Below are 6,423 nucleotides of genomic sequence, written 5' to 3' on the forward strand. Positions count from 1 at the left end.
TCCGTAGTCGCAAACGTTGGCGCAGCGTAGGTGCCGAGGACGCGTCGGCGCTCCGGGTGCCCCCGGCGGGGCTCGAACCCGCACTGGGCCGGGTTTAAGCCGGCTGCCTCTGCCAGTTGGGCTACGGGGGCGCGCCACATCCTGCCAGCAGCCACGACGACGCCCGCCGGCACGACGACGCCGTCGGCCCCTCGGGACCGACGGCGTCACCTCACCTCACGAGCCGACGGGCGTGCGCGCTCCCCCAGCCGCCTTGGCCCCCTTGTCCGCGGGCTGCGTCGCACCCTTGGGGCGCGGGGCCGACGCGTCGCGGAAGTCGGCCCGGGGGTCGTGCAGCCGCCCGAGCGCGACGAGCTCGCGGCGGAAGAGCAGCGCGAGGGTCCAGTCCAGGACGATGCGCACCTTGCGGTTGAAGGTCGGCATCTGCGCCATGTGGTACGTCCGGTGCATGAACCAGGCCGGGAAGCCGCGCAGCTTGACCCCGTACACCTGGGCCACGCCCTTGTAGAGGCCGAGGGACGCGACCGTCCCGACGTGCTTGTGCTCGTAGTCGCTCACGGCGGCCGAACGCAGGTGCTTGGCGAGGTTGTCGCCGAGGTGTCGCGCCTGCCGGACGGCGTGCTGCGCGCTCGGCGAGCACATGCGGCCCGGGTTCGCGAGGTCGGGGACCGCCGCGCAGTCACCCGCGGTCCACGCGCCGTCGACCACGGTGCCGTCCTCGTGCGCGACCTGCAGGGTGGGCAGGGCACGCACCCGGCCCTGCGGGTCGAGCGGCAGATCGGTGCTGCCCAGCACGGGGTTGGCCTTGACGCCCGCGGTCCAGACGATCGTGTCGGAGTCGAACTCGACCCCCGTCGAGGTCACGACGTGGCCGTCGACGCACGAGCTCAGGAAGGTCGACAGGTACACCTCGATGTTGCGCCGCCGCAGCTGCTCGAGCGTGTAGCCGCCCATCTCCTCGCCCAGCTCGGGGAGGATGCGGTCGCTGCCCTCGATCATGACGAAGCGCAGGTCCTCGGCGTCGATGCCGTCGTAGTACCTCAGCGCGTTGCGGGCCATGTCCTCGACCTCGGCGATCGCCTCGATCCCGGCGAAGCCTCCGCCCACGAAGGTGAACGTGAGCATGCGGCGGCGCAGAGCCTTGTCCCAGGTCGACGCCGCGACGTCGAGCTTGGTCAGCACGTGGTTGCGCAGCGCGATGGCCTCCTCGACCTGCTTGAAGCCCATCGCCTGCTCCGCGAGGCCGGGGATGGGAAGGGTGCGCGCGACCGAGCCGAGGGCGACGACCAGGTGGTCGTAGGTGATCTCGTACTGCTCGCCCTCGACCGGAGCGATGCGCACCTTGCGCTCGGCGTGCGTGACCCCGGTCACGCGGCCGGTCAGCACGTCGACCCCGCGCAGCTCTCGCCGGTGGGAGACGACGACGTGGCGCGGCTCGAGCGAGCCGGCCGCCGCCTCGGGCAGGAACGGCTGGTAGGTCATGTACGAGCGAGGGTCCACGACGACGATCGCCGCGTCCCGCCGACCGAGCCGGCGGCGCAGACGCAGGGCCGCGTAGAAGCCCACGTAACCGCCGCCGAGGACGACGATGCGGGGCACCTTGCGCGGGCGCGGGGCCTTGGTCCCGGCATCGGGCGTGGCGGGTGTGCTCTCGAGGGTCATGTTTCAACGGTAGGCACCTGTGAAACTCTTCACAAGCAGTCTGCCCATCCCGTGGACGTGACCTCTACCACACACACATGGGATGACTCTCGGAGGCCGGGCGCCCGCGACGGGCCTCAGGGGCTCGAGAGGGCCAGGGCGTGAGCGAGGGCCTCGTCGAGCATCTGCTCGGTGAGGCGACCGGTCTGGGTGTTCTGCTGCGAGACGTGGTAGCTGCCCACGAGGTGCACGACGACGCCGTCGGGCCGGGTCAGCGACGCGACCGCGCCGTGCCCGAAGCGCGGGGCGGGGCGCGGGACGGACCACCCCAGGTGGCGGGCGACCGTCAGCACCGCACCCCAACCGAAGGCACCCAGCGCGAGGACGGCGCGCACCGTACCCGCCGTGAGCTCGAGCTCGCGCCGCAACCAGGGCTCGCACGCGTCCCGCTCGGCCGGGGTCGGCTTGTTGTCGGGAGGCGCGCAGCGCACGGCGGCGGACATGCGCACGCCGGTCAGGCGCAGGCCGTCGGCCGCGTCCACGCTGTGCGGCTGGTTCGCGACTCCCGCGCGGTGCAGGGCTGCGAAGATCCAGTCCCCCGACCGGTCACCCGTGAACAGTCGACCGGTGCGGTTGGCGCCGTGCGCAGCCGGCGCCAACCCCGCGATCATGAGCGTCGCGGCCGGGTCGCCGAACCCGCTCGCGGGTCGGCCCCAGTACGGCTCCTCCCGGAACGCCCGACGCTTGGTCACCGCGACGTCCTCACGCCAGCGGACGAGCCGCGGGCACGCCGAGCACACCGACGAGGTCGCGTCGAGCGCGACGAGGTCGCCGCACGACGTCGCGAGCCGCACCACGTCGCCTTCCGTGCGTGCGACCTCGGTGGACGACGCCGCGCCGTCGCCCGGCCAACCCGCCCCCGGGGGTACCGGGCTCGCGAAGGGCTTCCGCGTGCGCGGGTGCGGGAGGAGCACGGGATCCATGGCCCCGATCATGCCGCCCCCGCCCCTCCGACGTCGGCAGGGGCGACGGCCCGCCTGCGGAAGGCTTCTCCCTCAGGGCGCGCCCACCTCGCCACCACTCAGCACGGTGGTCGCGGCGCCGCCGCTCCCCTCCACCCCGTCACCGGCCTGGTCGCCCGTCACCGACGGCGCCTTGGCGAACGGCACGGGCGGGGTCGACGCCGTGGCGCCCGTGAGCAGGGTGGGCTCCGAGCCGCCCTCCTCCCACTCCCCTGCCGGCGCGCCGAGCAGCGGGTGGACGTTCCAGCGGTCGCGGCCCGCGTCGTCCTGCGCGGGCAGGAAGCGCCAGGGCTCGGCGACGCCCGGGAGCGCCCAGGTGGCCCACGGGTCGTCGCCGATGGTGCGGACCTCACGCCCGCGGTCGTCGAACACCTGGACACCCGTGAGCGGGCCGCCGTCGGCGTCGTAGACGAACAGGTTGCTCACCTGCATGCCGTCCACCCAGACGCCGTCCTGCGGGGGCGCCTGCTCGTACACCGGCACCTCGACGTAGCTGACCCTGGGCGACACATCGATCCGGTCGCTCACCAGACCCCAGGCCGCGACCGCGAGCGGGAGCGCGAGCACCACCGCGAGCACGTTGCCGCCCGTCGCCGCCCAGTGCAGCACCGTGGGACGGACGAGGCGTCCACGGCCCCACTGCACCGAGACCGTCGTCGTGAGTGCCAGCAGCAGCCACGCGCCGGCCGTGGTCGGGAGCAGCCCCTGGCTCATGGTGAAGCCCAGGAAGCCCCGGAGCAGCCAGATGACGAAGACGAACCACACCCAGCCCCGGACCAGCCACCACACGGGCCGCAGGGCGAGCGTGAAACCTGCCAGCGCCGCGACGCCGGGCCGCGACGCCACGGCACGCGCCCGGGCCGCCGTCCGCTCGCCAAGTCCCACGAGCGAGCGTCCCAGCTGCCGCGCACCGCTCGCGGCCGTCGGCGCCGGGACGAGCGCGGCCGCGGCCCGGAGCTCGGCCGCGTAGTCGGCGGCCGGGCCGAAGCGTCGCGTGAGGTCGATGAGGGCGCCCGACCCCTGGACGGCACCGACCCGTCCGATCGGGATCTCACCGGTCGCGACCGCGCCCGTGGGGTCCTCGAGGGCCTCGGCGAGATCAGCCTCGAGGCCGTCGGTCAGGTCGTCGACCTGCTCGGGTGACAGGTCTGCGAGGTGGGAGCGCACAGCCGCGGCGTAGGCGCTCACGTGGTCGAGCAGGACGGCGGTGGTCATCGGTCGACTCCCTCGGTCTCGAGCAGTGCGGTCATCGCGGTCGCGAACTCGTGCCAGTCCTTGCGCTGCGCCTCGAGCATCGCGCGCCCCTGGGCGTTGATGCCGTAGTACTTGCGGTGCGGCCCCTCGTCGGACGGCACGACGTAGCTGGCCAACGCGCCCGAGGCGTAGAGCCGACGCAGCGTCCCGTAGACCGACGCCTCGCCCACCTCCTCCAGCCCCGCGGCACGGAGCCTGCGCACGACGTCGTACCCGTAGCCGTCCTCCCGCTCGACGACCGCGAGCACCGCGACGTCCAGCACCCCCTTGAGCAGCTGCGTGGTGTCCACGGCGCCTCCTCGGTCCAGGGCCGGGCCCCCACGTGGCCCCGGCCGGCGGTACGGGCCTGCCCCCTGCGCGGTCCCGTGCGCCACACACTACTCCGCTTACCGCAGTACCGGCCAGACCGAAACACCGACGTCGCCTCGTGACCTCGTTCGGCGGACGGCGCCGGACGCTGGTGGCGTCAGGCGCGGTCGGCGACGCTCCAGGCGATGCCGTCGAGGATGTCGTGCTCCGAGGTGACGACGGTGGCCAGGCGGCCGCCCGTGCGCCCCACCTCTGCCCGCACGCGCGAGACGACGTCGGACCACACGAGGGCACCCGCGCCGATCACGTCGACCCGGCCCGGGTGCATGTACGGCTCGCGCTCGCGACGCGCGCGGCTCATCCGCAGGAGCGCCTGGCACGAGGCGAGGACGACGTCCGTGCGCAGCACCGCACCGTCGATCCGGCTCGGCTCGTACGCATCGAGGTCGAGGGCGTGCGCCGTCACGGTCGTGACCGACCCCGCGAGGCCGACGAGGGTCGCCGTGCGACCGAACGGGACCTCGCGGCCCGCGCGGTCGAGCGCGGCGTTCACGTCGGCGCTGGCAGCGGCGATCTCCGTCGCGGTCGGCGGGTCGGAGTGCAGGTGGCGCTCGGTGAGCCGCACGCAGCCCACATCCATCGAGGCCGAGGCCACGACCGACGTCGTGCCGAGGACCAGCTCGGTGGACCCTCCGCCCAGGTCCACGACGAGGAACGGACCCGGGTGCTTGCCCGCGAGCACCCCCGTGGCGCCGCGGAACGACAGCGCGGCCTCTTCCTGGCCGTCGACCACCTCGGGCTCGACACCGATCGCGTCCCGCACGCCGTCGACGAAGTCCTGGCGGTTCTCGGCGTCGCGCGACGCCGAGGTCGCCACGAAGCGCACGTGCCGCGTCTCGACCCCGAGCTCGTCGCACACCTGCGCGTACCGGCGCGTCGCGTCGAGGGTGCGCTCGAGGGCCTCGGGCGCGATGCGGCCGGTCCGGTCCACGCCCTGCCCGAGCCGAACGACCTCCATGCGCCGGTCGAGGTCGACGAGTGTCCCCGCGCCCGGGTCGACGTCGGCGACGAGGAGCCGGATCGAGTTGGTCCCGCAGTCGATGGCAGCCACACGCGTCATGCGCGCAAGCCTGCCATCACCGGGCCCCCGGGCCGAACCGCGTCCCGCACGCCCCGGTCGACCGCTCAGCAGCGGCACACCTCGGGCCGCCAGCGGTCCGCGATCAGCTCCAGGGCCTCGTCGCCCAGCGGGTTCACGCCCCGGCCCGCCGCGAGGGCGTGACCGACGAGCACGTGCAGGCACTTGACGCGGGTGGGCATGCCGCCCGCGGACACGCCCTCGATCTCGGGCACCTCGCCCAGCTCGGCACGTCGGGCGAGGTAGTCCTCGTGCGCCGCACGGTGACGCGCGGCGAGCTCGGGGTCCTCGAGCAGCCGCTGCGACATCTCGCGCATCACACCGGTCGCCTCGAGCGTCGAGACCGCGGCCACGGCGACCGGGTGCGTGAGGTAGAAGGTCGTCGGGAAGGGGGTGCCGTCGGGAAGGCGCGGTGCCGTGCGCACCACGGTGGGCCGGCCGCACACGCACCTCGCCGCGATGCCGACGACGCCCCGTGGCGGCCGTCCGAGCTGTGCCTCGAGCGTCGCGAGGTCCTCGGGTGCGACCTCGCTCACGGCTGCGCGCCCTCGGCCGCGACGGGCACGTCGGCCTCGCCGACCGCCTCGACGGACCGCCACACGGTCGCGTACCAGGGGTCCACCGAGCCGCCCGCAGGCAGCGCGGGCCCGACGACGTCCCCCTCGGTCGCGGGGTCCACCACGGGCTCCTCGACGACGGTCTCGGGGTCGATCACGCGGTAAGGCGTCTCCCCCGGCAGCACGTACGAGAGGCGTTCGCGCGCCTGGGCCGCGACGTAGGCGTCGTCGTCCCAGCGCGCGAGCTCCGCGGCGAGGTCCTCCTCGGTGCGCTGCGCCTGCTCGACCTCGGCCGCGAGGGCCTCGAGCTCGGCGCGCTGCCCGAGGTACGCGCGCACCGTCGGGAAGACGACGCTGAAGGCGACGAGCAGGACGATCGCCAGCACGAGGGCACGCGCCGACAGCAGGCGCGCGAGGCGCACGGGCCGCGCCTCGGTGGGCTCGGGCTCGGGGGGAGCGGCCGCGCGAGCCCGCGTGACGGGCCTGGTCCGGGGCGCCGGGG

Annotated in this window: 7 protein-coding genes and 1 tRNA gene; all 8 read right to left on the reverse strand. The window is 74.4% G+C overall.

Annotated elements, in window-relative coordinates:
• Nucleotides 1-57: 57 nt before the first annotated feature.
• Nucleotides 58-131, reverse strand: a tRNA-Leu gene (locus GXB85_RS09535).
• 85 nt (nt 132-216) lie between these two features.
• Nucleotides 217-1,662: an NAD(P)/FAD-dependent oxidoreductase gene (locus tag GXB85_RS09540; protein WP_161917411.1), complete on the reverse strand. Its 1,446-nt coding sequence runs from the start codon at nt 1,660-1,662 to the stop codon at nt 217-219.
• Between the two features lie 116 nt (nt 1,663-1,778).
• Nucleotides 1,779-2,624, reverse strand: coding sequence for a uracil-DNA glycosylase (locus tag GXB85_RS09545; protein WP_161917412.1), 846 nt, complete (start codon nt 2,622-2,624; stop codon nt 1,779-1,781).
• A 72-nt stretch (nt 2,625-2,696) separates the two neighbouring features.
• Nucleotides 2,697-3,878, reverse strand: a complete 1,182-nt coding sequence (locus GXB85_RS09550; protein ID WP_161917413.1) for a hypothetical protein — start codon at nt 3,876-3,878, stop codon at nt 2,697-2,699.
• Nucleotides 3,875-4,207, reverse strand: a complete 333-nt coding sequence (locus GXB85_RS09555; protein WP_161917414.1) for a PadR family transcriptional regulator — start codon at nt 4,205-4,207, stop codon at nt 3,875-3,877. Before GXB85_RS09555 ends, GXB85_RS09550 begins: the two co-directional genes overlap by 4 nt.
• 176 nt (nt 4,208-4,383) lie before the next feature.
• Nucleotides 4,384-5,346 carry a Ppx/GppA phosphatase family protein gene (locus GXB85_RS09560; RefSeq protein ID WP_161917415.1) on the reverse strand — a complete coding sequence of 321 codons (963 nt, stop codon included), beginning with the start codon at nt 5,344-5,346 and terminating at the stop codon, nt 4,384-4,386.
• Nucleotides 5,347-5,411: 65 nt separating this feature from the next.
• Complete coding sequence (locus GXB85_RS09565; RefSeq protein ID WP_370524126.1) at nt 5,412-5,900, reverse strand: DUF501 domain-containing protein; 489 nt, start codon at nt 5,898-5,900, stop codon at nt 5,412-5,414.
• A partial coding sequence (locus GXB85_RS09570; protein WP_161917416.1) for a septum formation initiator family protein occupies nt 5,897-6,423 on the reverse strand: 527 nt, incomplete at its 5' end. The genes GXB85_RS09570 and GXB85_RS09565, both read right to left, overlap by 4 nt.

The organism is Cellulomonas sp. APG4, assembly GCF_009996735.1.
Taxonomy (GTDB): Bacteria; Actinomycetota; Actinomycetes; order Actinomycetales; family Cellulomonadaceae; genus Actinotalea.